At 58.3% G+C, this 25,420-nt stretch carries 20 protein-coding genes, 4 tRNA genes and 1 pseudogene; 13 read left to right on the top strand and 12 right to left on the bottom strand.

Going from position 1 to position 25,420, the window contains the following annotated elements:
* Both ACRAUW_RS02330 and ACRAUW_RS02325 read left to right on the top strand, forming a co-directional pair.
* A partial coding sequence (locus tag ACRAUW_RS02330; RefSeq protein WP_431361005.1) for a serine aminopeptidase domain-containing protein occupies positions 1-504 on the top strand: 504 nt, incomplete at its 5' end.
* Positions 505-597: 93 nt separating this feature from the next.
* A complete protein-coding gene (locus ACRAUW_RS02325; protein WP_431361004.1) occupies positions 598-1,410 on the top strand; it encodes a Cof-type HAD-IIB family hydrolase in 813 nt (270 codons plus the stop codon).
* Positions 1,411-1,444: 34 nt separating this feature from the next.
* On the opposite strand, the gene ACRAUW_RS02320 is transcribed toward ACRAUW_RS02325, so the two are convergent.
* From ACRAUW_RS02320 to ACRAUW_RS02300, 5 genes are all read right to left on the bottom strand, one after another.
* Positions 1,445-1,960 carry a ricin-type beta-trefoil lectin domain protein gene (locus ACRAUW_RS02320; protein ID WP_431361003.1) on the bottom strand — a complete coding sequence of 172 codons (516 nt, stop codon included), beginning with the start codon at positions 1,958-1,960 and terminating at the stop codon, positions 1,445-1,447.
* 178 nt (positions 1,961-2,138) lie between these two features.
* Positions 2,139-2,215, bottom strand: a tRNA-Pro gene (locus tag ACRAUW_RS02315).
* Between the two features lie 75 nt (positions 2,216-2,290).
* Positions 2,291-2,376, bottom strand: a tRNA-Leu gene (locus ACRAUW_RS02310).
* 20 nt (positions 2,377-2,396) lie between these two features.
* Positions 2,397-2,472, bottom strand: a tRNA-His gene (locus tag ACRAUW_RS02305).
* Between the two features lie 51 nt (positions 2,473-2,523).
* Positions 2,524-2,600, bottom strand: a tRNA-Arg gene (locus tag ACRAUW_RS02300).
* Between the two features lie 232 nt (positions 2,601-2,832).
* Between ACRAUW_RS02300 and ACRAUW_RS02295 the strand changes: the two genes are divergently transcribed.
* The 7 genes and pseudogenes from ACRAUW_RS02295 to ACRAUW_RS02265 all read left to right on the top strand — a co-directional run bounded on the left by ACRAUW_RS02295 (position 2,833) and on the right by ACRAUW_RS02265 (position 12,732).
* Complete coding sequence (locus ACRAUW_RS02295; protein WP_431361002.1) at positions 2,833-3,429, top strand: TetR/AcrR family transcriptional regulator; 597 nt, start codon at positions 2,833-2,835, stop codon at positions 3,427-3,429.
* Positions 3,426-4,559, top strand: coding sequence for an efflux RND transporter periplasmic adaptor subunit (locus ACRAUW_RS02290; RefSeq protein ID WP_005355753.1), 1,134 nt, complete (start codon positions 3,426-3,428; stop codon positions 4,557-4,559). The genes ACRAUW_RS02295 and ACRAUW_RS02290 overlap by 4 nt, the downstream gene beginning before the upstream one ends.
* 15 nt (positions 4,560-4,574) lie before the next feature.
* Positions 4,575-7,655, top strand: a complete 3,081-nt coding sequence (locus ACRAUW_RS02285; RefSeq protein WP_431361001.1) for a multidrug efflux RND transporter permease subunit — start codon at positions 4,575-4,577, stop codon at positions 7,653-7,655.
* Positions 7,656-7,772: 117 nt separating this feature from the next.
* Entirely contained in the window at positions 7,773-9,740 is a 1,968-nt protein-coding gene (locus ACRAUW_RS02280; protein WP_431361000.1) for an ATP-binding protein, read from the top strand.
* Between the two features lie 76 nt (positions 9,741-9,816).
* A complete protein-coding gene (gene gorA, locus ACRAUW_RS02275; protein ID WP_431360999.1) occupies positions 9,817-11,166 on the top strand; it encodes a glutathione-disulfide reductase in 1,350 nt (449 codons plus the stop codon).
* A 202-nt stretch (positions 11,167-11,368) separates the two neighbouring features.
* A pseudogene (locus ACRAUW_RS02270) lies at positions 11,369-12,571 on the top strand (ISL3 family transposase).
* Positions 12,568-12,732 (top strand): hypothetical protein, encoded by a 165-nt coding sequence (locus ACRAUW_RS02265; protein WP_431360998.1) that lies wholly within the window; start codon positions 12,568-12,570, stop codon positions 12,730-12,732. Before ACRAUW_RS02270 ends, ACRAUW_RS02265 begins: the two are co-directional and overlap by 4 nt.
* 4 nt (positions 12,733-12,736) lie before the next feature.
* Here the strand turns inward: ACRAUW_RS02265 and ACRAUW_RS02260 are convergent, their stop codons facing one another.
* On the bottom strand, positions 12,737-13,864 hold the full coding sequence (locus ACRAUW_RS02260) for a multidrug effflux MFS transporter (RefSeq protein ID WP_431360997.1): 1,128 nt from the start codon (positions 13,862-13,864) through the stop codon (positions 12,737-12,739).
* Between the two features lie 92 nt (positions 13,865-13,956).
* On the opposite strand from ACRAUW_RS02260, the gene ACRAUW_RS02255 reads away from it, so the two are divergent.
* Positions 13,957-14,727 carry an AraC family transcriptional regulator gene (locus ACRAUW_RS02255; RefSeq protein WP_431360996.1) on the top strand — a complete coding sequence of 257 codons (771 nt, stop codon included), beginning with the start codon at positions 13,957-13,959 and terminating at the stop codon, positions 14,725-14,727.
* Between the two features lie 132 nt (positions 14,728-14,859).
* A complete protein-coding gene (locus ACRAUW_RS02250) occupies positions 14,860-16,110 on the top strand; it encodes a valine--pyruvate transaminase (protein WP_103251832.1) in 1,251 nt (416 codons plus the stop codon).
* Positions 16,111-16,182: 72 nt separating this feature from the next.
* On the opposite strand, the gene ACRAUW_RS02245 is transcribed toward ACRAUW_RS02250, so the two are convergent.
* Both ACRAUW_RS02245 and ACRAUW_RS02240 read right to left on the bottom strand, forming a co-directional pair.
* A complete protein-coding gene (locus ACRAUW_RS02245; protein ID WP_005339297.1) occupies positions 16,183-16,623 on the bottom strand; it encodes an Hsp20 family protein in 441 nt (146 codons plus the stop codon).
* Between the two features lie 92 nt (positions 16,624-16,715).
* Positions 16,716-17,129: an Hsp20 family protein gene (locus tag ACRAUW_RS02240; protein WP_346197589.1), complete on the bottom strand. Its 414-nt coding sequence runs from the start codon at positions 17,127-17,129 to the stop codon at positions 16,716-16,718.
* Positions 17,130-17,409: 280 nt separating this feature from the next.
* Between ACRAUW_RS02240 and ACRAUW_RS02235 the strand changes: the two genes are divergently transcribed.
* Both ACRAUW_RS02235 and ACRAUW_RS02230 read left to right on the top strand, forming a co-directional pair.
* Positions 17,410-18,180 carry an MBL fold metallo-hydrolase gene (locus ACRAUW_RS02235; protein WP_431360995.1) on the top strand — a complete coding sequence of 257 codons (771 nt, stop codon included), beginning with the start codon at positions 17,410-17,412 and terminating at the stop codon, positions 18,178-18,180.
* A 91-nt stretch (positions 18,181-18,271) separates the two neighbouring features.
* Complete coding sequence (locus ACRAUW_RS02230; RefSeq protein ID WP_431360994.1) at positions 18,272-19,231, top strand: helix-turn-helix domain-containing protein; 960 nt, start codon at positions 18,272-18,274, stop codon at positions 19,229-19,231.
* 104 nt (positions 19,232-19,335) lie between these two features.
* Here ACRAUW_RS02230 and gyrB read toward each other — a convergent pair whose 3' ends face one another.
* The 4 genes from gyrB to dnaA form a co-directional block, all read right to left on the bottom strand.
* Positions 19,336-21,747, bottom strand: coding sequence for a DNA topoisomerase (ATP-hydrolyzing) subunit B (gene gyrB / locus ACRAUW_RS02225; RefSeq protein WP_431360993.1), 2,412 nt, complete (start codon positions 21,745-21,747; stop codon positions 19,336-19,338).
* Positions 21,744-22,847, bottom strand: a complete 1,104-nt coding sequence (recF, locus tag ACRAUW_RS02220; protein ID WP_431360992.1) for a DNA replication/repair protein RecF — start codon at positions 22,845-22,847, stop codon at positions 21,744-21,746. Before recF ends, gyrB begins: the two co-directional genes overlap by 4 nt.
* Positions 22,848-22,849: 2 nt before the next feature.
* Entirely contained in the window at positions 22,850-23,953 is a 1,104-nt protein-coding gene (dnaN, locus tag ACRAUW_RS02215; protein WP_431360991.1) for a DNA polymerase III subunit beta, read from the bottom strand.
* An 83-nt stretch (positions 23,954-24,036) separates the two neighbouring features.
* A complete protein-coding gene (gene dnaA, locus ACRAUW_RS02210) occupies positions 24,037-25,407 on the bottom strand; it encodes a chromosomal replication initiator protein DnaA (protein ID WP_005339307.1) in 1,371 nt (456 codons plus the stop codon).
* Between the last annotated feature and the right edge of the window lie 13 nt (positions 25,408-25,420).

The raw sequence follows: 25,420 nt of genomic DNA, 5'->3' as shown, positions 1-25,420 counted from the left end.
CTCTCCTCCCCCATGCTGGGTATCAATCTGGGCAGTCTGCCCAAGTGGCTGGCCATGGGACTGGCCACTACCATAGGTACGGTCGGCGGCTGGCTTGGCGAACCACCCTATGGGCCGGGTCAGGGCCCGTACGAAAGCCGCGACTTTACCGACAACGGTCTGAGCCATAGCACAGCCCGCTATCAGGCATTTCGCGACCTCTACGAACAGCACCCGCAGATCAAGCTGGGTGGCGCGACCGCCCACTGGATTTATCAGGGGATCACAGGTGCCGATGTCGCCATCGCCGGTGCGGGCGCCATCAAGACCCCGCTGTTGGTGCTGCAGGCTGGCGACGACAAGATTGTGGACAATACCGCCCAGGATCGCTTCTGCTCTCTGGCAAAATGCGAAGGGGGCAAGCCGCTGCGTATCGAGGGGGCCTGGCACGAGCTGTTCATGGAGGCCGATCTCCAGCGCCAGAGCGCACTCAACGCGACCCTGAACTTCTTCACACGCTACTAGCTTCTGGTTATTTTTTGTACCCCTAAATAAATGGGGTCGCGGGAACGGTTGCTGTACACTGCTCCCGCTTTCATTCGTAACCCTGAGGTGATGATGTATAAGATCGTTGTATCCGATCTCGATGGTACCCTACTCAACGGGCAGCACCAGATTTCCCCCCGCACCCGCGATACCCTGCACCACCTGGTGGATCAGGGTGTCAAATTCGTGGTCGCCACCGGCCGTCACCATGTGGATGTACGCAGCATCCGCGACACGCTCGGGCTCGATATCTATCTCATCACCTCCAATGGCGCCGTGGTTCATGACAAGCAGGATCAGCTGATTTTCAACCAGACCCTGCCTGACAGCATGGCAGCGGAGTTGATCGCACTGGAACGCGATCCCTCCATCCACCTCAACCTCTACTACGGCGATGAGTGGCTGGTGGAAGAAGAACTCCCCAGGTTACTGCAGTTCCATAATGAATCCGGTTTCAGATACCGCCTGACCGATTTCGCCAGCCATCCACTGGACAAGGTCAACAAGGTGTTTTACATCGGCGAGCACGAAAAACTTGTGCAGATTGAAGAACAACTGAACCAGCGTTATGGCGATCGGCTTAACGTCACCTTCTCCCTGCCGGACTGCCTCGAAGTGATGCATGCCGGGGTGCACAAGGGCAATGCAGTGCGGGCCGTGCTGGAGCAGAACGGTTTCGATATGTCGGAGGCGATCGCCTTCGGCGATGGCATGAACGACTTCGAGATGCTGACCATGGTGGGACGCGGCATCGTGATGGGCAACGCCCACGACCGCCTGAAAATGGCGCTACCGGAGCATGAACAGACCCTCACCTCCGATGAAGATGGCGTCGCCGTCTATCTGGAAAAGCTGTTCGAGCTGGAGAGCGTCAGCGTAGCCTGATCCTCTTCAGCCCACCATCCGATTCAGCAGAGCCTCACCATGTGAGGCTTTGCTTTTTCAGGGTCTCCAACCAAGGATTGGGCGGCTGCCAGCTGAAGCTCTGGTTCGCCCCACCGTAACATTCGGCCAACCGCAGCGGTGTGCCAGGCCTATGGCGTCGCCCGGCCACATCGAGGCAACGGGAGACCTTGCTGTTGAACAACTTATCCTCCTGCCACTCCCACTGTGCCTCGCCGTCACAGGAAGCCAGCATCAGTTCGTTGTCGCTCTTGGCTTGCAGACAGAGACCCTGCAGGCGCAGCTCACCCAGATCCCACTCGAACAGTTGATCCTCTTGTCCGCTGCAGGACTGTGTCAGCACCTTCTGCCGGGACACCGCAACGCAAAAATCACCGCTGGTCAGCAAGGGAGAGCGGGCTCGCTCCTCCTGTGGCCGTGAAGCTATGGAGCCCATCATCTCATCGGTTGATGGCTGCGTGATGGCACAGCCCCCCAGCAGCAAGGTGGCCAGCATGGCGGGATAGCAAGCAAAGGAAATTTTGTTATTCATGGAAAAACGCCTGAAATGGGCCGATGACATCCGCTTGTCAATGACTCGATATGGCAGCATAACCTAAAGACGGGGGCTCTGCCCGGATAGAGTGTAAACAGACGTAACAGAGAACGTGCACAGACGTGGCAAAGGCCAGAAAGCAAAAAACCCCGCCGAAGCGGGGTTTTTCTAAATGTGGTCGGTGATAAAGGATTCGAACCTTTGACCCTCTGGTCCCAAACCAGATGCGCTACCGGACTGCGCTAATCACCGAGGCTACTTCTTTCAAAATAGTTTACTTCAAAAAAACAAAGACGACCGATGGTCATCCTCGTCATACAGCAAGTATGGTGCGAAGAGAGGGACTCGAACCCTCACACCCGGGGGGCACTAACACCTGAAGCTAGCGCGTCTACCAATTCCGCCACCTTCGCGTACCTGACAAGCTGTAAAATGGGGTGGCTGATGGGGCTCGAACCCACGACAACCGGAATCACAATCCGGGACTCTACCAACTGAGCTACAGCCACCACAGCTGCTTTCGTTCCACAACAACGCCCGTTTAACCGGCGCACTTTGGATGGTGCGCCCGACAGGATTCGAACCTGTGACCTCTGCCTCCGGAGGGCAGCGCTCTATCCAGCTGAGCTACGGGCGCTACGCTGTCGAACGGGGCGCATTATTAATGATGCTTGCCGGTTTGTCTACTTTTTTCTGTCACAGAAATATCGTTCGTTGTTTTTTTCAGCACACCGCGCACTTTTCTTCCACTATTCCCCTGCGGACAGCCCAAAAGGGGCAGATCTCAGTCGCAAATCGCCTTGCTGCCTTGACTTGATTTGATGCCCACCTAGAATGAATGAACGTTCATTCAATCGAAAGTCACACTGATGATTCTGGATAAAAAAGAGAGCATCTTCAACGCGGCCCATGAAGTTCTGGGTGAACGGGGTTTTCATGGTCTGTCGATCGCAGAAGTCGCCAAAAAGGCCAATGTTGCCACCGGTACCATCTATCGCTACTTCGGTGACAAGGATGATCTGATCCGGCAACTGCATCAGCACACTATCTTGCAGTGTGTGCCCATGGTCATGGCCAATGTAGAAATAGATACAGTTTCATTTCAACAATTTCGCCAATTATGGCTCAATATTCACGCCATTTTTGTTAATGAACCCAACGCTATCCGGTGCAAATTACAGTACGAAAGCTCTCCACTAGGGGCAGAACTGGAGACAAATCCTGTTGTTCTGGCCGCCTGGGAGCCTCTGGACCAATTTTTTGAACAGGGCGTTGCTCAAGGACTGTTTATTGATTTACCGATACTGGCACTCCAGGTGTTGAGCCTGGACAGTGTCATGCATCTGGCCCTGCAGTGCAGGGTTCACAACATCATGCTGACCGAATCGCAGTTGGAAACCGCGATCCGGGCCAGCTGGAATGCCATTTTATCCCCCAATCTTTCCACCTCAGGAGCCTGTTCATGAAAAAGTGGATGGCCATTATGTTGCTGATAGCGATTGCCCTGTTTGGCAGCGTCATCGGCTTCAATTTGTTCAAACAGAAGATGATTGCCCAATACATGGCCAACCGGCCGGAACCCGAGTTCCCCGTCACCGCCATGGTGACCAAGGCTCAGGATTGGGTACCGACCATCGAAGCGATCGGTTTCATCGAGCCGAATCAGGGGGTAACCCTCTCCACCGAACTGGCAGGTACCATTGACGCCATCACCTTCGAGTCAGGCAAACCGGTCAAGGCAGACCAGCTGCTGCTGAGCCTGGACTCCACAGTGGAGCGGGCCAATCTGCGCGCCTCCCAGGCCAAGCTGCCGGCTGCAAAAGCCAAGTTCGATCGTTTCCAGAACCTCTACAAGACCAGCTCCATCTCCAAAGAGCAGCTGGATGAGGCGGAAGCGGCCTATCGCTCGCTGGAAGCAGATATCGAGAGTCTGAAGGCGACCATTGCCCGTCGTGAAGTGCGTGCGCCCTTTAGCGGCGTGGTCGGCCTGCGTAATGTGTTCCTCGGTCAGTATCTGCAGCCGGGCACAGATATCGTGCGCCTGGAAGATACCAGCGTGATGCGCTTGCGCTTCACCGTACCCCAGACCGATATCTCCAAAATCAAGCTGGGCCAGACCATCAAGATCAATGTGGATGCCTATCCGCAAACCCAGTTTGACGGTCACATCACCGCCATCGAGCCTGCGGTCAACTTCCAGAGCGGCCTGATCCAGGTACAGGCAGACATTCCGAACAACGACGGTCAGCTGCGTTCCGGTATGTTCGCCCGCGCCAGCATCATTCTGCCGACGGTGAAAGATCAGATTGTGATCCCGCAAACCGCTATCTCCTTCACCCTTTACGGTCAGAACGTCTACGTGCTCAAAGAGGGCGAAGAGACGGACAAAGAGGGTAACAAGGTGAAAGTGCTGCGAGCCAAGCAGGTGGTGGTCAAGGCGGGTGAGCGCCGTGGCAACGATGTGCATGTGCTCTCCGGCATCCAGGCCGGTGACCAGATCGTACTGTCGGGTCAGGTTCGCCTGAGCAACGACACCAAGGTGCATGTGGTCGAAAACGATGCCCTGGCCGTTCCGGCACAAACCCCGATGCTGTAAGCGCGGAGATCTGCGATGCGATTTACTGACATATTTATAAAACGGCCTGTGCTGGCGATCTCGCTCAGCTTCCTGATCGCCTTGCTGGGTTTTCAGGCCATCTTCAAGATGCAGGTACGGGAATACCCCGAGGTGACCAACACGGTGATCACCGTCAGCACTGGCTACTATGGCGCCAGTTCTGATCTGATCCAGGGGTTCATCACCCAGCCGCTGGAACAGGCGGTCGCGCAAGCCGACAACATCGACTTTATGACCTCCTCCAGCCAGCTGGGTAGCTCCACCATCACCGCGTACATGAAGCTCAACACCGACCCCAACGCCGCGCTGTCCGACATCCTGGCGAAGGTGAACTCGGTGCGCTCCCAGTTGCCGAAAGAGGCGGAAGACCCCTCGGTCACCTCCTCCACCGGTTCCACCACGGCTGTGCTCTACCTCGGCTTTACCAGCCCGGAGCTCAACTCCAGCCAGATCACCGACTATCTGGAGCGGGTTATCAAGCCGCAGCTCTTTACTGTCGGCGGGGTCTCCAAGGTTGACCTCTACGGCGGTGTCGAGTTTGCCCTGCGTGTATGGCTGGATCCGGCCAAGATGGCAGCCTTCAACCTGACTGCCAGCGACGTGATGACGGTGCTCAACAGCAACAACTATCAGTCCGCGACAGGTCAGGCGACCGGTTACTTCACCCTGTTCAATGGCAATGCCGAGACCCAGGTCAAAGATGTCGATGAGCTGAAGCGACTGGTGGTGGCTACCCGCGACGGCAAGGTGATCCGTCTGGCGGACATCGCCAAGGTAACCCTCGAGAAGAGCCATGATGTCTATCGAGCCAGCGCCAACGGCCGCGAAGCGGTGGTCATGGCGGTCAACGCCGCCCCGACAGCCAACCCCATCAACATTGCCCACGATGTGCTGGCGTTGTTGCCGAGCCTTGAGCGCAATATGCCGAGCACCATGCGTCTCAACGTGATGTATGACTCTACCGTGGCGATCAACGAGTCCATCCACGAGGTTATCAAGACCATCCTGGAGGCAGCCGCCATCGTTCTGGTGGTCATCACCCTGTTCCTCGGTTCGTTTCGCGCGGTCATCATCCCGATCATCACCATTCCGCTCAGTCTTATCGGCGTAGTGATGATGATGGATATGTTCGGCTTCTCGATAAACCTGATGACCCTGCTGGCCATGGTGCTGGCGATCGGTCTGGTGGTGGATGACGCCATCGTGGTGCTGGAGAACGTGGACCGCCATATCAAGGAGGGGGAAGAGCCGTTCCGGGCAGCCATTATTGGTACTCGCGAAATCGCCGTGCCGGTTATCGCCATGACGGTTACCCTGGCCGCGGTTTATGCCCCTATCGCCCTGATGGGGGGTATCACCGGCTCCCTGTTCAAGGAGTTTGCCCTGACGCTGGCTGGCGCCGTGTTCGTCTCGGGCATCATCGCCCTGACTCTGTCACCGATGATGTGTTCCAAGATGCTCAAGGCCAACGAGCAACCGGGCAAGTTCGAGAGCACAGTCCATCACCTGCTGGAGCGGATGACCGATCGCTACGACAGCATGCTGCACGCCGTGATGAAAAAGCGCCCCGTCATCGTGGTGTTCGCCGTCATCGTCTTCGCCAGCCTGCCGTTGCTGTTCAAGTTCATCCCGAGCGAACTGGCACCGTCAGAAGACAAGGGGGTAATGGCCGTGCTGGGTACCGCACCGTCCAACGCCAACCTGGACTACATCGAAAACACCATGGCGGATGTGAACAAGATCCTGGACGACCAGCCCGAGATCGCCTTCTCCCAGGTTTTCTCCGGGGTGTTCAACGCCAACCAGGCGTTCGGTATCGCCTCCATGGTGCCCTGGAGCCAGCGTGAAGCGAGCCAGAAAGAGGTGCTGGACCGGGTCGCCAATCTGGTGAAAGACATCCCGGGTATGGCCATCACCACCTTCCAGTTCCCGGAACTGCCGGGTGCATCGAGTGGTCTACCTATCCAGTTCGTCATCACCACCCCGAACAGCTTCGAAAGCCTGTTCCTGGTGGCCGGTGAAATTCTGGCAGCGGCGCAGAGTAACGGTCAGTTCGTCTATTCGGATCTCGATCTGAACTACGACTCCGCCACCATGAAGATCCGCATCGACAAGGACAAGGCGGGTGCCTACGGCATCACCATGCAGGATATCGGTATCACCATGGGCACCATGATGGCGGACGGTTACGTCAACCGTATCGACCTAGATGGCCGCTCCTACGAGGTGATCCCGCAGGTCGAGCGCAAATACCGTCTCAATCCGGAGTCCATCAAGGGCTACTACGTGCGGGCCGCAGATGGCAAGTCGATCCCGCTCGGCAGCCTGATCACCATTGAAGTGGTTGGCGAGCCCCGCGCCCTGCCCCACTTCAACCAGCTGAACTCCGCCACCATCGGCGCCGTTCCGGCTCCGGGCGTGGCCATGGGTGATGCGATCAACTGGTTCCAGACCACCGCCGACGAGAAGCTGCCGCAAGGCTATCGTTACGACTTCATGGGTGAAGCCCGTCAGTTCGTCACCGAAGGCAATGCGCTCTATGCCACCTTCGCGCTGGCACTGGCCATCATCTTCCTGGTGCTGGCAATCCAGTTCGAGTCGGTGCGTGACCCGCTGGTCATCATGGTCTCTGTACCGCTCGCCATCAGCGGGGCCTTGATTGCCCTGGCATGGGGTATGGCGACCATGAACATCTACTCCCAGGTGGGCCTCATCACCCTGGTGGGTCTGATTACCAAGCACGGTATCCTGATCTGTGAAGTAGCGAAGGAAGAGCAGCTGCTGCGCGGCATGAACCGGATGGAAGCCGTGATGCAAGCCGCCAAGGTGCGTCTGCGTCCGATCCTGATGACCACTGCCGCCATGATTGCCGGTCTGATCCCGCTGCTCTATGCAGCTGGCGCAGGGGCCGCTCAGCGTTTCAGTATCGGTATCGTCATCGTGGCAGGTCTGGCCATCGGTACCCTGTTCACCCTGTTCGTGCTACCTGTGATCTACACCTATCTGGCTTCCGAGCACAAACCCTTGCCGGTTTTCGATGAAACCATTCCGCCCAAAGCAAACGGCGGACATTAATCATCAATCACATGCGAAGGCCCCGATAAGGGGCCTTTTTCAGCTTCGCAGGAAAGACGACATAAGTGCATGAAGCAGTTAAACTAAACAGCACAACATCCAGACTGCAAGGACGCCATGCCAGGATTCTTCTCCAAGACCGCCAGGGCCATAGGACGCAACGGGCTCTCATATCGTCTACTCTCCTACATTCTGGTGTGCAGTACCGTATTGGCGATGATCATTACGGCGCTGCAACTCGCGTGGGATTACCGCAAGGATGTCGCAGTCATCGAAGACAGCATCGGTCAGATCGAGGCCTCGTTCCTGCAACCCATCGCAGCCAGCTTGTGGAACCTGGATGAAGAGCAGGTCAAAGTGCAAATTGAAGGGATCATGAACCTGCCCAACATGCAGTTCGTGATGGTCAAGGAGATGCTCGGCCACTCCGAAGTACCGCTGCTGACCCAGGGGATCGAGCGGGAAAGCTACGATATCTCCAGCGAATTTAACCTCACCTATCAGGGCGAAGTGGTAGGCAAGCTATTCGTTGCCGCCTCTCTCGAACAGATCTACCAGCGCCTCATCGAAAAATCGGTGCTCATCATGGTCAGCCAGACCATCAAGACGCTGGTGGTCTCATTTTGCATCCTGATCATCATTTACTATCTGGTGGTCAGACACATCAACCGCATCGCCATCTATGCCCAGAAATTCAATCTGGATAGGCTAGATATGACGCTGGAGCTGGAAGGTCGCCCCCTACCACGTAAAAAGCCCGATGAGCTGGATACCCTGGTCGCCACCCTCAACCAGATGCGCACCCGACTGCGCGATGAGCTGCAGGCTCGCCATCAGGCGGCCGAACAGCTGCAACATGAGCGGGACTTCTCCGCAACCCTGATCAACTCCGCCAACATGGTCATCTGCTGCATGGAACCGGACTTGACCATCGCCAGCATCAACCCGGCAGCCATACTGCTGACTGGCTACCATCAGCAGGAGCTGTTGCAACACAACTGGCTGGATATCTTTGTCAGCCCGGCCCAGCGCGGCGAACTGAATAATATTCTGGCAGCGGAAGGCTCACTGGCCGACAAAGAGGTCATAATGCATGACCAGGAAGCCCACGAGCTGGTGCTGCAGTGGACCTTTGTCCCCTTCTACGATGGCCTCAACCTCAAGTACCAGATCGGCTTCGGCTACGACATCACCCAACTGAAAAAGGTCGAGCGGGAGATAATCCAGCTCAACGAGCAGCTGGAAGGCAAGGTGGTGGAGCGAACTCGCAGCCTGAGCGAAGCCAACAACCAGCTCGGCAAGGCGTACGACGACCTGAAACAGGCCCAGCAGACCCTGGTGGAGTCGGAGAAGATGGCCTCCCTCGGCTCGTTGGTGGCCGGGGTGGCACACGAGATCAATACCCCCATCGGCATCAGCGTGACCGCCTCCTCCTACCTGCAGGAGCGGGTCGCCGATTTCAAGTCCCATATCGACTCCAAGCAGCTGTCGCGCTCCTATCTCAACGAGTTCACCGTCAACCTCGACGAGTCGATGCAACTGCTGCAGAGCAACCTGCGCCGCGCCTCGGAGCTGATCGCCAGCTTCAAGCAGGTGGCTGTCGACCAATCATCGGAAGCACGCTACAACTTCAGCCTCGCCGACAACCTCCATCAGGTAGTGGTCTCGCTTGGCCACAAGCTGAAAAAGGCCCAGTGCGAAGTGGATATCCAGTGCGATCCCAAGTTGTCGATCTTCTCCTTCCCCGGCAGCTTTACCCAGATCTACTCAAACCTGATCCTCAACTCCATCAACCACGGGTTCGATAACTGGGACAAACCGAAGAAGATCACTATCAAGGTGGAGCAGCAGGGAGAGGAGCTGTTTATCGACTATTCGGACAACGGTCGTGGCATTCCGCCCGACATCTTGCCACGGATCTTCGATCCCTTCGTCACCTCCAAGCGGGGCCATGGCGGTAGCGGCCTTGGGACCCACATCATCTACAACCTGGTGGTGCAACTGCTGCGCGGTCGCATCCACTGTGCCAGCGAGCCGGGCCAGGGCGCCCAGTTCCATATTCGCCTGCCGACCCAACATAAGTGAGCGCTGGCTCTTGTGAGCCAGCCGCTTTATCCCCATCATGCTGTGATTGCATTCTTAATGAGCGGAGAACCTCGCAATGGCACAGCATTTTGACTATATCGCCATCGGCGGCGGCAGCGGCGGTATTGCGTCTGCCAACCGGGCTGCCATGTACGGTAAGAAAGTTGCCCTGATTGAAGCCAAAGAGTTGGGTGGAACCTGCGTCAACGTAGGCTGCGTCCCGAAGAAAGCCATGTGGTATGCAGGCCAAATCGCCGATGCTCTGAAATATGGCGCCGATTACGGCTTTGACACTACCCTCAACCACTTCAACTGGGCCAAGCTGATCGAGTCCCGCCAGGCCTATATCGGCCGTATCCACCAGTCCTATCAGAATGTGCTGGGCAAGAACCAGATCACCGTCATCAAGGGGTTTGCCCGCTTCATCAGCAGCAACACCATCGAGGTTAATGGCGAGCACTACACGGCCGATCACATCCTGATCGCTACCGGTGGCCGCCCGGAAATTCCGGCGATCCCGGGAGCCGAGCTGGGTATCGACTCCGATGGTTTCTTTGAACTGCAAAGCCAACCCAAGCGGGTTGCAGTAGTTGGCGCTGGCTACATCGCAGTCGAGATCGCTGGGGTAATGCAGGCGCTCGGCTCAGAGACCCATCTGGTGGTGCGCAAGCACGCGCCGCTGCGCAACTTCGACCCCATGATCCACGAAACACTGGTCGAAATCATGGCACAGGAAGGGCCCAAGCTGCACACCCACGCCATTCCCAAAGCCGTGCTCAAGAACGCTGACAACAGCCTGACCCTGCAACTGGAAGATGGTCGCCACCTCACCGTCGACTGCCTGATCTGGGCCATCGGCCGGGTACCGGCTACCGACAAACTCAATCTTGCCGCCACAGGCATCGCGCTGGACGAGAAGGGCTTTATCCCGACCGACAAGTACCAGAACACTTCAGTCGCCAACATCTATGCTGTGGGTGACAACACGGGTCGCATCCAGCTCACCCCGGTGGCCATCGCTGCGGGCCGTCGCCTCTCCGAGCGGCTGTTCAACAACAAGCCGAACGAGCACCTCAACTACGATCTGGTGCCGACCGTGGTGTTCAGCCACCCGCCAGTAGGCACCATAGGCCTGACCGAACCGGAGGCCATCGCCGAATACGGCGAAGATCAGGTGAAGGTCTACCGCAGCCAGTTCACCGCCATGTACTCGGCGCTGACCCAGCATCGCCAGCCCACCCGGATGAAGCTGGTCTGTGTCGGCCCGGAAGAGAAGGTGGTCGGTCTGCACGGCATCGGCTTTGCGATGGACGAGATCCTGCAAGGTTTCGGCGTTGCCATGAAGATGGGGGCCACCAAAGCCGACTTCGACAACTGCGTGGCGATTCATCCCACCAGTGCGGAAGAGTTTGTAACCATGCGCTAAGCTCTGACAAGACTTGCTGATTTATAAGCGATAGCGGCGAAGTAATCACAAACTATCACTGATAGAATCCTGCATCTCAAACCCGGCCAAGGCCGGGTTTTTTCAGGTTATTCGCATTATCGCGGGGAAGAGAGGATTGACAGTCAGGAACTCAGGTAAATTGGCAGTCGCCAAACAACCCCCCTTGAGTCCTACTGTCATCATGCATCCTATCGATCTTGCCGCTTTCTGGCCAGGCTACGCCATCGTAGCCAGCCACCAACACGTCAAAGACACCCTCACGCTGACTCTCGAGCCGCTCACTATCGAGCTGCCGCGCTGTGGTCGCTGTCTTAAACCAAGCCCTCTAATCCATGATCGGCGTATCCGCCATGTACGGGAGCGCGATCTGTTCGAGCAGCATGTCCAACTGCAGGTGCCTGTCCGCCGCGTGGACTGCCTGAACTGTGGCCGCGTATCCGAACACATCGACTGGCTTGAACCCTTATCATGCCTGACCCAGAGGCTGTGTGCATGGGTCGAAACCTTGCTGCAGATGCTGCCGATCAGCCATATCAGTCGACTCACCGGGCTGCACTGGCACACGATCAAGGCCATCGACAAGCGTCGCCTGCAAGCCAGCGTGGGCGACTTCAATCCCGGTGATGTGCGCCGCCTGGTCATGGACAAGTTCGCCCTGCACAAGGGGCATCGCTATGCCACCGTCATCATGGATGCCGAGCGCACTCGCGTACTGTGGGTGGGCAAAGACAACAGCCGTGAGGCCATACGCCCCTTCTTCGAGCAACTCGGCGAGCAGTGCAAGCAGATCGAGGCGGTGGCGATGGATATGAACACGGCCTTCGATCGGGAGGTAAAGCAGCACTGCCCTCAGGCCGAGGTGGTGTACGACCTGTTCCATATCGTGGTCCGTTATGGTCGCGATGTGATAGACCGCATCCGGGTCGATCAGGCCAACGCACTGCGCCATGACAAGCCTGCCCGCAAACTGGTCAAGCAGAGTCGTTGGCTGCTGCTGCGTAACCGGGACAAGCTCAGCGCTGAGCAGGCGGTGCAGTTGCAGGAGCTACTGGCCGCCAATCAACCACTGGCCACGGTTTACGTGCTCAAGGATGCCCTGAAAGAGATCCGGTATGCCTCGAGTGTGCGTGAAGGGTGGCGACGTTGGAGGAGCTGGTTACGGCATGCACAGGAGAGCGGGCTGGCCCCGCTACAGCGCTTTGCCCGAAACCTTAAACGCTACGCCCGAGGTGTCCTCACCAGTGCTCGCTTCCATATGCATACCAGCCTGCTGGAGGGGGTGAACAACCACATCAAGGTGATCAAGCGGATGGCCTAAGGCTTCAGGGGCTCGGACTACTTCTTCCTGAAAATCAAGGCGGCCTTCCCCGGAAAGCCGCGATGAACCTTTTTTCATCCTCCTATCCTTCCAACACCCTCGCTTTTACCCCGATACAGCCGCAGTGCAGGTTCTGGTACGCCTCCGGCAAGCTGGTGCTGCAAACCCAGCAGCCAACCCTCATCGAAACCAAGCCCGGCATCAGCTACCGCTTTATCGGCAACTGATGTTTCACGTGGAACGACGCCCACTGCAAATCAGCGCCAATAGACCGCAGCCACTCAGCAACAGGCCGAGATCCTGCAATCCGGCCGCCACCGCCAATCCCAGACTGAGCAGCAGGTAGTAACCAAGCCCGAACAGGGCGCCTGCACTGCCTGCTACCTCGCGATAAGCCAACAGTGCCTGACTCAGCACGTTGGGGATCGCCAGTCCGAAGGCCACCACCACACCCATCATGGGCAACAGGAACCAGAGGCTGGCCTGACTCGCCCAGACCAGCAGCCCGGCGACCAGCGCCAGAGCGCAAGCCAGTCTGATCAGAGAGGACGGCAGCCACCCCCTCCCCAGCAGATGCTTGTTGAGCAGGCTGCCAAGCAGGGTCGCCAGCGCCAGCAAGATTCCCGAATAACCAAACTCGCTGGTGCTCAATCCCAATCCGGCAAACAGGAACGGCGCCAGACTGTAGTAACCAAACAGCATGGTGTTGAACAGGGCGACCAGCATGGCACTGCGCCAGAGCCCGCCATCTTTCGTCATCCGGCACGCCAGCGGCCCGAGTGCGACTCGCTCAGTAGTGGCCGGACGGGTTTCCGGCAGTTGCCAACAGGTCACCAGTAGCAAGCCTACCGCCAGTATCAGCAAACCACTGAACACCCCGAGATAGCCGAACCCGCTCGCCAGCTGGCCGCCACTGAGCAGCCCCAACACTGGGCTGAGGGAGAGCGCAATGCCCATCACCGAGAAGACCCGCGCCAGATCGCTACCCTGATAGCTATCGCGCAGCATGGTCTGGGTCACCACGGAGCCCACCGCAGCGCCAAAGGCCGAGATAACCCGGGCCAGCAGCAGGGTTTCAAACTGATTAGCCAGCAGCGCCAGCAAGGTGCCGACACCATAGGTGATCAGACCGGCCAGCATGGCGGGACGGCGCCCGACCAGATCGCAGAGCCGTCCCCAGCAGACCACGCCCACCGCAAACGCCAGAAAATAGACCGACAGGGTCTGGGATGCCTGCCCTTCGCTCACCTGAAACTGGGTAGCGATGTGGGTCAGGACCGGGCTGTAGATGGTCTCCACAATTTGGGGAAACATCATCAATCCCACCACCAGCCAGAGCGGTGGCAACTTGTTGTTCATGACAAACCTCCTTCACAAGAGGTCGCCATTCTAGAGAGATGCCGATTGTCTGATTACAATAAGCAGGACTATAAACATCAAAAATCGGACATATGGCCTTTATTCTTCCCGATCACCCTTTTGACCCCGACCAGCTGACGGGCAGCGTGATCGGCATTGCCTCCGCCCTCGGCTGGCACGACTCGGGCCTGCATCAGCATCAGCGCCACCAGCTGCTGTTCGCCCAATCCGGCTGCATGACCATGGAGCTGGAAGGCCGGGTCTGCCTGCTGCCGCCCACCCGCGCCGCCTGGCTGCCTGCAGGCACTGCCCACCGGGTATTGATGCGTGGTGTGGTGGCCTATCGCTCACTCTACTTCCAGCCGCACCCCGAGTTACCCGGCACGGTGGAGGTGCTGGCGGTCAATCCGCTGCTGCACGAACTGATCGAACGGATGGCGCTCTGGCCGTGGGACAAACCGCAAGAGCAGCAGCAACGGACGGTAGCGCTGTTTATGGAAGAGTTGGGGCAGGCGCCGCGGGAGTCGTGGCAGTTACCGCTGCCGACCGATCCCAGACTGGGCGACTGGCTACAGCAGTTGAAGCGGGGGGATGCCCTGCCCGATCGGCTCAACCGGCTGGCCGAACAGGTAGGTGCCAGTGACAAGACCATTGGCCGCATCTTTATGCGGGAGACCGGCATGAGCTATCAGGCCTGGCGTCAGCAGTGGCGGCTGTTGCGCGCCATGGAGCTGCTAGCAGTAAGCGAGTCCATCAGCCGGATTGCCGCTACGCTGGAGTTCTCCAGCGACAGCGCCTTCATCAGCTTCTTCAAACAACAAACCGGTCAAACTCCGCTACGTTACCAGCGGGGAGATACCTGATAAAACACAGCCAATCCTGATGAACCCCTCTGCCATGTTCCACGTGGAACGTCACATCTTTTTGATCGACACCCGCTTTTAAACTGAGCTATGGTGCTACATCTTCGTAACTGACTCTGGATCTGTCACCGAATGGAATTTTCCTTGTTCGGCGAGAAGTTCACTCGCCACGCCGGTATTACCCAACTCATGGATGACCTCAATCAGGGGCTGACCAATCCGGACGCCATCATGCTGGGTGGCGGCAATCCGGCCCCTATCCCCGCCATGCTGGAGCGCTTTCAGGCCGAGGCCAAGAGCCTGCTCGACAACGGCGAGCTGGTCAAAGCGATGGCCAACTACGACGGCCCACAGGGCAAAGACAGGTTCACCAAAGCGTTGGCAGCCCTGCTCAGCAAGGAGCTGGGATGGGATATCTCGGCCCGCAATATCGCCCTGACCAACGGCAGCCAGAATGCCTTCTTCTACCTGTTCAACCTGCTGGCCGGTGAATTTGCCGATGGCCGCAAGAAAAAGGTGCTGTTCCCGCTCGCCCCCGAATACATCGGCTATGCCGACTCGGCGCTGGCCGACGACTACTTCGTGGCCTACAAGCCCACCATCGAGAAGCTGCCCGATGGCCAGTTCAAATACCACGTGGATTTCGAGAGCCTGCAGGTAGGTGACGATATCGGGGTGATCTGCGTCTCCCGCCCGACCAACCCCACCGGCAATGTGCTGACCGATGAAGAGATCGAACACCTCGACCAGATTGCCCGCGACAAGGGCATTCCGCTGCTGATCGACAACGCCTACGGCGTCCCCTTCCCGGGCATCATCTTCAGCGAAGCCAAGCCGTTCTGGAACGCCAATACCATCCTCTGCATGAGCCTCTCCAAGCTCGGCCTGCCGGGCACCCGCTGCGGCATCGTCATCGCCGACGAGAAGATCATTCAGGCCATCACCAACCTGAGCGGCATCATCAATCTGGCGCCGGGCAGTCTGGGGCCCGCCATCACCATCCCGATGATCGAGAGCGGCGAGATCATCGCCCTCAGCGAACAGGTGGTGAAGCCCTTCTATCAGCAGAAGGCGGAGCTGGCGGTGCAGCTGCTGCGCGAAGCGATCCCCGACCCGCGCTTCCATATTCACAAACCGGAAGGGGCCCTCTTCCTCTGGCTCTGGTTTGAAGGCTTGCCGATCCACTGTCAGGAGCTGTACGAGCGACTGAAGGCGAAGAACCTGCTGATCGTGCCGGGTCACTACTTCTTCCCCGGCATTGATGACCCCGAGTGGCGCCACAGCCAGGAGTGCATCCGCCTCAACTACTCCCAGAGCGAGGAGCTGGTGCGTCGCGGCATCGCCATTCTGGCCGACGAGATCAACGCCCTCTACGCTGGTTAATCCAATCCAGCGATACAAAAACAGAAAGGCCTGCAGATGCAGGCCTTTATTGTTTATCGCGATCCGGTTTGCTTAGCCGGGCAGCGCCAGCTGCTCGGGTTTGCCGATGGGGATGGCGCGGGGCTTGAGCGCCTCCGGCAGTTCGCGCGCCAGATCGATGGTCAGCAGACCATGCTCCAGCTTGGCCCCCTGCACTTCCACGTGCTGGCTCAGCTTGAAGGCGAGTTCGAAGTCGCGCTCGGCAATCCCCTGATGGAGGAACTGACGCTCACCGGCCGCAGCCCCTTTGCGCCCCTTCACCTTGAGGGTGCCGTTTTCGGTCTCCAGCTCCAGCTCTTCGCGCTCGAAGCCAGCCACGGCGACCGTGATGCGATAGCCATCCTGATCGCGCTTTTCAATGTTGTACGGGGGGTAAGCGGCGGTCTTCTGCTCGAACAGACCTTCCAGCTCACGGGCCATCCGCTCGAAGCCGACGGCGTTGGAATAGAGATGAGAAAAATCGAGGTTACGCATAATCCTATCCTTCTAATAAGCAACAGGTTCAACTCTCCACAGGCCCGTCATCGGCACCCGGGAAATTTTAAAATTTCAGTGAATTCAGGCTATCAGCCGTTGATCTCTATCTTGCGCGGCTTCATCGCCTCGGGCACTTCACGCACCAGCTCGATGTGCAGCAAGCCGTTTTTCAGGTCGGCCCCTTTCACCCGCACATAGTCGGCCAGCTGGAAGCGGCGCTCGAAACCACGTTCGGCGATCCCCTGATAGAGATAGTTGCGCCCGGTGTCGGCCTGCTTGTTGCCCTTCACCATCAGCAGATTTTCCTGGAAGCTCAGCTCCAGCTCTTCCTGGGTAAAGCCAGCCACCGCCATGCTGATGCGGTAGTCGTTGTCACCCAGTTGCTCGATGTTGTAGGGGGGATAACCGGCATTGCCATTGCTGGCCGCAGATTCGATGAGATTGGCCAGACGATCGAAACCGATGGCAGAACGATAGAGCGGAGAAAAGTCGATAGAACGCATAGTATTACCCTCTTATGAGCGATAACGGATTGTTTGCCCTCCTGATGGACGGGCGCCTGGTCGAAACCTCTGTCGAGCGTTCCGGCCTTGTTACCTATATAGGGGCTCACTTTTTCCTTTCAAGGGGATTTTTTCAAATTTTTTAAATGGCCGCACCGACCTGTAGAACATCAACCTGTTGGCCCGATAGTGATGATAATCGACCCGTGGGCCACTGATGGCAACTCGCTCCGTCTCCCATAATTGGTTGCATATCCACCAGCCAACATGGAGCCATCCCATGAAGATTACCCAGGTTCGCAACGCCACCTTGCTGCTCGACTATGCCGGCACCCGCTTTCTGATCGACCCCATGCTATCCGCCAAAGGTGCCTTCCCCGGCTTTGAGGGCACCGCCAACAGCCAGCTGCGCAATCCGCTGGTCGAGCTGCCGCTACCGATCGATGAGCTGGTCGATGTGGATGCCGTTATCGTCACCCACGACCATCCCGACCACTGGGATGATGCCGCCAGAGCCCGAATCCCCAAGCATCTGCCGCTCTTGGTGCAACATCAGAAAGATGCCGATGCCATTCGTGCCAGTGGCTTTGAGGATGTGCGCCTGCTGAGCGACCAGCCCGAGTTTGCCGGCATTCGCCTGCAGCAGACCGGTGGCCAGCACGGCAACGACCAGTTGATGGCGGTACTGGGCGAGCGCATGGGAGAAGTGTGCGGCGTGGTCTTCTCCCACCCCGATGAACAGTGCCTCTATCTGGCCGGTGATACCATCTGGCATCCCACGGTCGAGCAAGCCCTGCAACAGCATCAACCCGAGGTCATCATCCTCAACTGCGGCGATGCACAGGTGCCCGGACTCGGTTCCATCATCATGGGCAAGGAGGATGTCGCCGCCGTTTATCAGGCCGCACCGCAAGCCACGCTGATCGCCAGCCATATGGAGGCGGTCAACCACGCCGTGCTGTCACGCCAGGAGCTGCGCGACTATCTGGCGGAACGGGGCATGTCGGATCGGGTACGGGTGCCGCAAGATGGCGAGGCGATATCGCTATGATCCACAAGAGGGCCATGTCAGACATGGCCCTTCGGCTTTCACTGCCAGACGCTTATGATGAGTGGTCTGCGCACAGAGAGGAGCCAACATAATGCCCACCCCGATCGTTGCCGTGGTGACCTTCGATCACTTCAGCCCTTTTCACTGCGCCGTTCCCTGCCTCATCTTCGGCGATATCCTGCCGGGCCAGCCACTGTTCGAGCTCAAGATCTGCTGCGGTGATGGCAACCGCCACGCACACTCGGCGCAAGGCTTCACCATTCAGGCGCCTCATGGGCTGGAGGTGCTGGCCGAGGCGGAGATCATCGTCATCCCCTTCTGGCACGACCCGGCAGCACGGCCACCCGCAGCGCTGCTCGATGCCCTGATTGCCGCCAGAGCCAGAGGTGCCCGACTGGTCGGACTCTGCCTCGGCACCTATGTGCTCGCCTACGCCGGACTGCTTAATGGTCGCAAGGCATCGACCCACTGGGAGTACGAACAGGATTTCTGCCGCCGCTTCCCCTGCGTGCAGCTCGATACCAATGCCCTCTATGTGGATGACGAAGGGCTGGTCACCTCGGCAGGCACCGCCGCCGGACTGGACTGCTGCCTCTATCTGGTACGCCAGTACCACGGCTCGGCCATCGCCAACAAGGTGGCGCGGCGGCTGGTGATCCCACCCCACCGGGAAGGGGGTCAGGCCCAGTTTATCGAGCAGCCGGTGCCCGCCTCCACTCGCGATGTCCGGATGAACCAGTTGCTCGATCACCTGCGTGCCCATCTGGCTGACCCCCATACCCTGGATTCTCTGGCAGATCTCACCCTGATGAGTCGACGCACCTTTACCCGCCGTTTTCATCAGGCAACCGGCCTCTCGGTGGGTGAATGGCTGCTGGCGGAACGGCTCAGGCGCAGTCAGGAGCTGCTGGAGGTAAGCGGCCATTCCATCGATCGCATTGCCGAGCTGGTCGGCTTCAAGAGTGCCACCTCCCTGCGCAATCACTTCCGCTCTCGCTTTGCCATCTCCCCCAGCGAGTGGCGACGATCTTTTCGCAGCCACAACCCCTGATACACAGACTCGATGTTTCACGTGGAACGTGCAACTTCTTCCGCCCAAAAACAAAAAGCCGCTCACAGGGAGCGGCTTTTTTTATATCGAGCTGACAGCGTCGATTAGACGTCGAGGTTGGCTACGCGCAGGGCGTTGGTCTCGATAAAGTCACGACGGGGCTCAACGGCATCACCCATCAGGGTGGAGAAGAGCTGGTCGGCACCGACAGCGTCGTCGATGGTGACGCGCAGCATGCGGCGGGCTTCCGGATCCATGGTGGTTTCCCACAGCTGGTCCGGGTTCATCTCACCCAGCCCTTTATAGCGCTGGATGTAGATGCCGCGTTTGCCTTCGCCCATCAGCCACTCGACCGCTTCGACGAAGCTGGAGACCGGCTTCACCTTCTCGCCACGCTTGATGAAACCACCTTCCTCGATCAGGTTGGCGATCTCCTTGCCCAGCGAGACCAGCTGACGGTACTCGGAGGATTGCAGGAAGTCGTAGCTGATCGGATATTCGCGGTCGACACCGTGCTGACGCACCACGGCATGCGGCACGAACAGGCGGCGCTCTTCATCGCGGCGAACCTGGATCTGGTACTGGATACCGTGGTTGCTCTCGTTGAGCACGGCTTCCATACCCTGACACCAGGCCAGCAGATCGCTCTCGCTGTTCAGCAGCGCTTCGTTCAGCTCAGGCTGATAGATCAGCTGGGTCAGCACGGCTTCCGGCGCACGACGAGACATGCGGGTGATCAGGTGAGTCACCGAGCGGTGCTGGTTGACCAGACGCTCCAGCGCCTCGCCACCGATGGCCGGGGCAGACTCGTTAACGTGCAGGGTGGCACCATCCAGCGCCATGGTGGTCTGGTACTGCAGCAGCGCGTCTTCGTCTTTCAGATATTGCTCCTGCTTGCCCTTCTTCACCTTGTAGAGCGGTGGCTGGGCGATGTAGACGTAGCCACGTTCGATGATTTCCGGCATCTGACGATAGAAGAAGGTCAGCAGCAGGGTTCGGATGTGTGCACCATCGACGTCCGCATCGGTCATGATGATGATGTTGTGATAACGCAGCTTGTCCGGGTTGTACTCGTCGCGACCGATACCGCAACCCAGTGCGGTGATCAGGGTGCCCACCTCTTGCGAGGAGATCATCTTGTCGAAACGGGCCTTCTCCACGTTCAGGATTTTACCCTTGAGCGGCAGGATGGCCTGGTTCTTACGGTTGCGACCCTGCTTGGCTGAACCGCCAGCAGAGTCCCCTTCCACTATGTAGAGTTCGGAGAGAGCCGGGTCTTTTTCCTGACAGTCAGCCAGCTTGCCGGGTAGACCGGCGATATCCAGCGCGCCTTTGCGGCGAGTCAGTTCGCGAGCTTTGCGGGCCGCTTCACGGGCACGGGCCGCATCGATGATCTTGTTGACCACGATCTTGGCATCGCCCGGGTTTTCCAGCAGGAAGTCGGCCAGCTTCTCACCCATCGCCTGTTCAACGGCGGTCTTCACTTCGGAAGAGACCAGCTTGTCTTTGGTCTGGGAGGAGAATTTGGGATCCGGCACCTTGACGGAGATAACGGCAATCAGACCTTCACGCACGTCGTCGCCACTGGCGGCAGACTTGGCCTTCTTGCTGTAGTCCTCTTTGTCCATATAGGAGTTCAGAGTACGGGTCAGCGCAGTACGGAAACCAACGAGGTGAGTACCACCATCCCGCTGCGGGATGTTGTTGGTGAAGCAGTAGACCCCTTCCTGATAGGCGTCGTTCCACTGCATCGCCACTTCAACGCCGATGCCATCCTGCTCGGTGGTGAAATGGAACACCTTCGGGTGGATCGGGGTCTTGTTCTGGTTCAGGTATTCAACGAATGCCTTGATGCCACCCTCGTAGCAGAAATGCGCCTCGCGGCCATCACGCTCGTCTTGCAGACGGATGGAGACACCGGAGTTGAGGAAGGAGAGCTCGCGCAGGCGCTTAGCCAGGATCTCGTAGTGGAACAGGGTATCGCTGAAGATGGTCGGGCTCGGCCAGAAGCGCACTTCAGTACCGGTGCCGGTGCTGTCACCGATCTGCTTGAGCGGCGCCTGCGGCTCACCCAGATGATAGGTCTGCTCGTAGACGTGGCCGTTACGACGAATGGTCAGCAACAGCTTGTCAGAGAGGGCGTTAACGACGGAGACACCCACGCCGTGCAGGCCGCCGGATACCTTGTAGGAGTTATCATCGAACTTACCGCCTGCGTGCAGCACGGTCATGATGACCTCTGCGGCGGAGCGGCCCTCCTCCTCGTGCATGTCTACCGGGATACCCCGGCCATTGTCACGCACAGAGACAGAACCGTCGGAATGGATCTTGACCAGAATATCGGAGCAGTAGCCAGCGAGCGCCTCGTCAATGGAGTTATCGACGACCTCGAACACCATGTGGTGCAGACCCGAGCCATCATCCGTATCGCCGATATACATCCCCGGGCGCTTGCGGACCGCATCCAGGCCCTTCAGCACCTTGATATTCGAGGAGTCGTAAGTATTTTCACTCATAGCTTACTCTCTGCCTTCTCTAACGTTTCGGAGATTTTACCCTGTTCCACGCGGAACAACTTGCAGTCATTCGCATCCATCATGTCTGCGAGCTGACCGGTGTCGATGGCGGTAATAAACACCTGGGACGCACACTGCTTCAGCCTTGCGGCCAGCAAGCGGCGCTTGTCGACATCCAGTTCAGAGGCAAAATCGTCAATTAAAAAAATACAGCCACGGCTGCTATGTTGATTCAAATAGAGCCCTTGGGCCAGTCGCATGGCGCAGACCAGCAACTTCAGCTGACCCCGGGACAAAATATCCTGAGCGGGCACCCCGTTCGCCTTGAGGCGCACATCGGCTTTTTGTGGACCGACACCGGTATAGCCCAGCGCCCGATCCCGCTCAAACCCCGCCTCCAGCAGATCGCCGAGGGGAGTATCTTTCTCCCAGCCCCGGTAAAAGCCGAGACTGATATCGAATTCCGGCAGAAAATCCGCCGTCATCTCCTTGATCAGGGGCGTAATGGCCTGACAATAACTGGCGCGAAACTCGGCCAGCTCACCACCCAGCCGCACCAACTCCTGATCCCAGAACGCCAGCTGGCGGTATTGGGTACTCTGGCGCAACAGCGCATTGCGCTGTTTCAGCAGCCGCCGCACTCGCCCCCAGAGGGCAAAGAAGGTCGGCTCCTGATGGAAAACGCCCCAATCGAGCCAGGCGCGGCGAGCCTGAGGCCCGCCCGTCAGCAAGTTGAAACCATCGGGATGGATCAACTGCACCGGCAACAACTCCGCCAAATCGGCCAGCCGCTGGGCCTGCGCCCCGGCAATCTTGAGCTGGGTCTCGCCACTCTTGTCTTTGGCAAGACCGATCGGTACCTGACGCCCCTCCAGTTCACACTGGGCAAACAGGGTAAAGGCCCTCTCCCCCTGGCGGATGACCCGCCCGGTCAAATGAGTGCGAAAGGAGCGCCCCAGACCAAGGTAGTGAATGGCTTCCAGCACGCTGGTCTTGCCGCTGCCATTGCACCCGACCAGAATGTTGAGGCCGGGCGACAGCTTGAGACTGGCTTGCTGGATATTGCGAAAGTCGCTGAGCTGGAGTTTGACCAGGGACACGACTAGATCCGCATCGGCATCACCACATACTGAGCATCCTGATGTTCAAAATCCTCAATAATGGCACTGCTGATGGAATCGCTCAGGCTAATCCGAATTTGGTCACATTTTAACGTATTCAGCACGTCGAGCACATAAGAGACGTTGAAGCCGATCTCCATCTCGCCAGCGGCATATTGTACGTCAAGCAGCTCTTCGGCTTCTTCCTGTTCCGGGTTGTTGGCGGTGATGCGCAGCAGGTTTTCCTGCAGATTGAGACGCACCCCACGGAATTTCTCGTTGGAGAGGATGGCGGCGCGGGCAAACGCCTGACGCAGATCCTCACGGCCGGCGATCAGGGCCTTGTCGCTGTTGCGCGGAATGACGCGGCGCCAATCCGGGAAGCGGCCATCCACCAGCTTGGAGGTGAAGATGAAGCCGTCCAGCGCAGCGCGCAGGTTGCTGCGACCGATCTGCAGCCGCACCGGCTTGTCTTCCGCTTCCAGCAGACGCACCAGCTCCAGTACCCCTTTACGCGGCAGGATAACCTGATGATCGGGTAGCGATTCCCCTACTACCTCGCGGCGGCAGGTGGCCAGACGGTGACCGTCGGTCGCCACGGTGCGCAGACCGTGACCTTCGCTCTCGAACAGCATGCCGTTCAGGTAATAACGCACGTCCTGGCTGGCCATGGAGAACTGGGTCGCATCGATCAGCTTCTTCAGCTCCAGCTGGCTGATATCGAACTCGAGCACGGATTCCCAATCCTCGATGTTCGGATACTCGGTCGCCGGCAGGGTCGAGAGGTTAAAGCGGGAGCGACCGGAGCGGATGATCAGGCGCTCGCCTTCGGTATTGAGACGGATCTCGGCGCCTTCCGGCAGACCACGGCAGATATCCAGCAGCTTGCGCGCCGGTACTGTGGTGCGGCCATCTTCACTGGCCCCGTTCAGATAGACCAAACCTCTCATCTCTACTTCGAGATCGGTACCGGTCAGTGACAGCAGACCGTTGCTGACATCAAGCAGCACGTTGCCGAGGATCGGCAGGGTCGGTCGGCCGCCGAGGGCGCCGGACACCAGTTGCAGAGGACGTAACAGGGCCTCACGGCTAATTTCGAGCTGCATCTGTGCTCTCCGTTGTGATTAGGAGGAAAAGATTCGGATCAGGTTGGAATATTCGCGCTGCATCTGTCCACTCAATTCCGTTATCAGGAAGAAAGGGTACGGATCAGGTTGGAATAGTCCTCCTTGATGTCGTGACTCTCCTCCTTCAGCTGCTCGATCTTGCGGCAGGCATGAAGAACGGTAGTGTGGTCACGGCCACCAAAGGCATCACCTATCTCCGGCAAACTGTGGTTGGTCAGCTCCTTGGCCAACGCCATCGCCAACTGGCGCGGACGGGCAACGGAGCGGGAACGACGCTTGGAGAGCAGATCCGCCAGCTTGATCTTGTAGTACTCCGCCACCGTCTTCTGGATATTGTCGATGGTGACCAGCTTCTCCTGCAGCGCCAACAGGTCGCGCAGCGCTTCGCGCACGAAATCGATGTTGATGGCACGGCCGGTGAAGTTGGCGTTGGCGATCACCCGGTTGAGGGCGCCTTCCAGTTCACGGACGTTGGATCGCAGACGTTTGGCGATGAAGAAGGCCACTTCGTCCGGCAGATGGATCTGGTTCTCGTCTGCCTTGCGCATCAGGATCGCGACGCGGGTCTCCAGCTCCGGCGGTTCGATCGCCACGGTCAGGCCCCAGCCGAAGCGGGACTTGAGGCGATCCTCGACACCGTTGATCTCCTTCGGATAGCGATCCGAGGTCAGGATGATCTGCTGGTTACCTTCCAGCAAGGCATTGAAGGTATGGAAGAACTCCTCCTGGGAGCGCTCCTTGTTGGCGAAGAACTGGATGTCATCGATGAGCAGGGCATCGACGCTGCGGTAGTAACGCTTGAACTCTTCAATGGCGTTGTTTTGCAGCGCTTTCACCATGTCCTGAACAAACCGCTCGGAGTGCATATAGATGACTTTGGCATCTTTTTTACTCTCCTTGATGGCATTACCAACGGCGTGCAGCAGGTGGGTTTTACCCAGGCCGGTGCCGCCATAGAGGAACAGCGGGTTGTAAGCACCACCCGGATTGTCCGCTACCTGGCGGGCAGCCGCACGCGCCAACTGGTTGGACTTACCCTCGACGAAATTCTCGAAGGTATAGTTCACGTTGGTGTTGCTCTTGTGGTTCGGCTCGGGCTTGGCTTCAGCCTTGCTTTCCCAGCTCTTCTGCAAGTTATTCACAGGCGCGGCACCCTGTACCGGCGCTCGGGCGACAGCAACAGGATGGGGACGATTGCCTATATCAAAACGCAGGGCGGGGCCATCGACCCCGCAGAGTTCGTTGATGATGCCATTCACCCGGATGAGATACTTGTCTCGTACCCAGTCCAGAACAAAGCGATTCGGTGCATACAGGGTCAGAGTATTGTCACTCAACTCCGCTTGAAGCGGCCGGATCCACATGCTGAATTCTGCCGAGGGCAACTCATCTTGCAGCCGGTTAAGGCACTGCTGCCATAGCGAAGCAGTCACTCTAAACTCCTGT

This window comes from Aeromonas sp. (assembly GCF_050633025.1).
Classification (GTDB): Bacteria; Pseudomonadota; Gammaproteobacteria; order Enterobacterales; family Aeromonadaceae; genus Aeromonas.
The sequence above is the reverse complement of the archived record's forward strand: the minus strand, read 5'-3'. Positions and strand labels throughout refer to the sequence as shown.

Excerpts from the sequence above, each read along its gene's own strand:
- ACRAUW_RS02290 (WP_005355753.1), top strand. The coding sequence starts at position 3,426 with ATGAAAAAGTGGATGGCCATTATGTTGCTGATAGCGATTGCCCTGTTT.
- ACRAUW_RS02295 (WP_431361002.1), top strand. The coding sequence starts at position 2,833 with ATGATTCTGGATAAAAAAGAGAGCATCTTCAACGCGGCCCATGAAGTT.
- gyrB (WP_431360993.1), bottom strand. The coding sequence starts at position 21,747 with ATGAGTGAAAATACTTACGACTCCTCGAATATCAAGGTGCTGAAGGGC.
- ACRAUW_RS02325 (WP_431361004.1), top strand. The coding sequence starts at position 598 with ATGTATAAGATCGTTGTATCCGATCTCGATGGTACCCTACTCAACGGG.
- ACRAUW_RS02320 (WP_431361003.1), bottom strand. The coding sequence starts at position 1,960 with ATGAATAACAAAATTTCCTTTGCTTGCTATCCCGCCATGCTGGCCACC.
- gorA (WP_431360999.1), top strand. The coding sequence starts at position 9,817 with ATGGCACAGCATTTTGACTATATCGCCATCGGCGGCGGCAGCGGCGGT.
- ACRAUW_RS02280 (WP_431361000.1), top strand. The coding sequence starts at position 7,773 with ATGCCAGGATTCTTCTCCAAGACCGCCAGGGCCATAGGACGCAACGGG.
- ACRAUW_RS02230 (WP_431360994.1), top strand. The coding sequence starts at position 18,272 with ATGCCCACCCCGATCGTTGCCGTGGTGACCTTCGATCACTTCAGCCCT.
- ACRAUW_RS02235 (WP_431360995.1), top strand. The coding sequence starts at position 17,410 with ATGAAGATTACCCAGGTTCGCAACGCCACCTTGCTGCTCGACTATGCC.
- dnaN (WP_431360991.1), bottom strand. The coding sequence starts at position 23,953 with ATGCAGCTCGAAATTAGCCGTGAGGCCCTGTTACGTCCTCTGCAACTG.
- ACRAUW_RS02285 (WP_431361001.1), top strand. The coding sequence starts at position 4,575 with ATGCGATTTACTGACATATTTATAAAACGGCCTGTGCTGGCGATCTCG.
- ACRAUW_RS02240 (WP_346197589.1), bottom strand. The coding sequence starts at position 17,129 with ATGCGTTCTATCGACTTTTCTCCGCTCTATCGTTCTGCCATCGGTTTC.
- ACRAUW_RS02245 (WP_005339297.1), bottom strand. The coding sequence starts at position 16,623 with ATGCGTAACCTCGATTTTTCTCATCTCTATTCCAACGCCGTCGGCTTC.
- ACRAUW_RS02265 (WP_431360998.1), top strand. The coding sequence starts at position 12,568 with ATGAACCTTTTTTCATCCTCCTATCCTTCCAACACCCTCGCTTTTACC.
- ACRAUW_RS02250 (WP_103251832.1), top strand. The coding sequence starts at position 14,860 with ATGGAATTTTCCTTGTTCGGCGAGAAGTTCACTCGCCACGCCGGTATT.
- ACRAUW_RS02255 (WP_431360996.1), top strand. The coding sequence starts at position 13,957 with ATGGCCTTTATTCTTCCCGATCACCCTTTTGACCCCGACCAGCTGACG.
- ACRAUW_RS02260 (WP_431360997.1), bottom strand. The coding sequence starts at position 13,864 with ATGAACAACAAGTTGCCACCGCTCTGGCTGGTGGTGGGATTGATGATG.